Here is a 1,458-nt window from a genome sequence, read left to right as displayed (position 1 = left end):
CCATCGCCTCGATCAACTGCCGTCGGGTACGCGCGTAGTACGACGCCGACCCCGCCGGCAGGGACAGCTCCTTGTCGACCGCGCGGTGCGTCAACGACCGCAGCCCCTCGCGCGCCACGATCGCGATCGCCGCGTCGCCGATGGCCTCCCGGCGATCTGTGCCCGGTTTCACCTTCACAACGCCACTCTACACGCGTAGAGTCCTCTACATGCGTAGAGTTAAGGTCATCGGAGCGGGCATCGGTGGTCTGGTCACCGCGATCGGGCTGCAGCGGCGTGGCGTCGACGTCACGGTTTTTGAACGGGCTTCCTCCCCGGGGCCGGTCGGAGCGGGTCTGTCGTTGTTCGGAAACGCCTTCACGGCCCTGGACGCGATCGGCGCCGGCGATGCGGTGCGGGCGCTCGGCGGCCCGCAGGGCGAGCTGCACGCCGGCCAGCGGCGACCGGACGGGCGCTGGCTGTCGACCATCCCGCCCGATGCGGTCGCCGAGCTGCGGGTGGTGCACCGTGCCGATCTGCACCGGGTGCTGGCCGGCGAGCTGGCCCCCGGCACGATCCGATGGGGCTCCCCCACGACCGCCGAGCTCGGTGAGTTCGACGTGGTGGTCGCGGCGGACGGGCTCCGGTCGCAGACCAGATCGTCCTGGCCGGACGATCCCGGCGTGCGCTATGCCGGGTACAGCACATGGCGCGGGGTGACCGCCCGGCCGGTCGACGTGGGGGGAGAGGCCGGGGAGACGGTCGGCCGCGGCGAGCGCTTCGGCATGGCGCCGCTGCCGGACGGGCGGGTGTACTGGTTCGGCGTCTCGACGATGCCGCTCGACGCGACCTTCGCCGACGAATACCAGGAGGTGCGCCGCCGGTTCGCCGGGTGGCACGCGCCGATCGCCGATCTCTTCGACGCGACCGAGCCCTCCGACGTCTTCCGCACCGGCATCTTCGAGCTGGCCGGGCCGCTCCCGTCCTTCCGGCGCGGACGGGTGGTGCTGCTCGGCGACGCGGCGCACGCCATGACGCCGGATCTGGGTCAGGGCGCCAACCAGGCGATCGAGGATGCGGCGACCCTGTCGTTGCTGCTGGCCGGCTCCGCGGACATCGACGCGGCCCTGTCCGAGTACGACCGCCTGCGGCGCCCGCGGACCCAGCGGATCGCCGGCCGGGCGCACCTGATGGGCCGGCTGATGCAGAGCCGGAGCCCGCTGCGCAACCTGCTGTTGCGACTGACGCCACCGCAGGCGGTGGCCCGCCAGCTGCGATCGATGCAGTCGTGGCAACCGCCGGCGGCGGCGGAACAGACCCCGGCGTGAGGCTGCCGCCGCGCGTCCGCGTGGCTGTGCGTCGGGCCCCGCGCAGATCGGCCATCGCGTGCGCCTTCCGTCGCGCGAATCGGCCTCCGCGCCCCCCCGCGCCCCACCCCGGCGCGGGGGGGGGGGGGCCGGGGGGGGGGGGGGGGGGGGG

General features: G+C 74.2%; 1 protein-coding gene. It reads left to right on the top strand.

Going from position 1 to position 1,458, the window contains the following annotated elements:
* Positions 1-209 precede the first annotated feature (209 nt).
* Positions 210-1,307 (top strand): FAD-dependent monooxygenase, encoded by a 1,098-nt coding sequence (locus AB0M20_RS43245; protein ID WP_364307282.1) that lies wholly within the window; start codon positions 210-212, stop codon positions 1,305-1,307.
* Positions 1,308-1,458: the final 151 nt, after the last annotated feature.

It is taken from the genome of Actinoplanes sp. NPDC051633, from assembly GCF_040681735.1.
GTDB lineage: Bacteria > Actinomycetota > Actinomycetes > Mycobacteriales > Micromonosporaceae > Actinoplanes.
Note: the sequence above shows the minus strand (reverse complement) of the source record. Positions and strands in the feature narration are given on the sequence as shown.

Excerpts from the sequence above, each read along its gene's own strand:
- AB0M20_RS43245 (WP_364307282.1), top strand. The coding sequence starts at position 210 with ATGCGTAGAGTTAAGGTCATCGGAGCGGGCATCGGTGGTCTGGTCACC.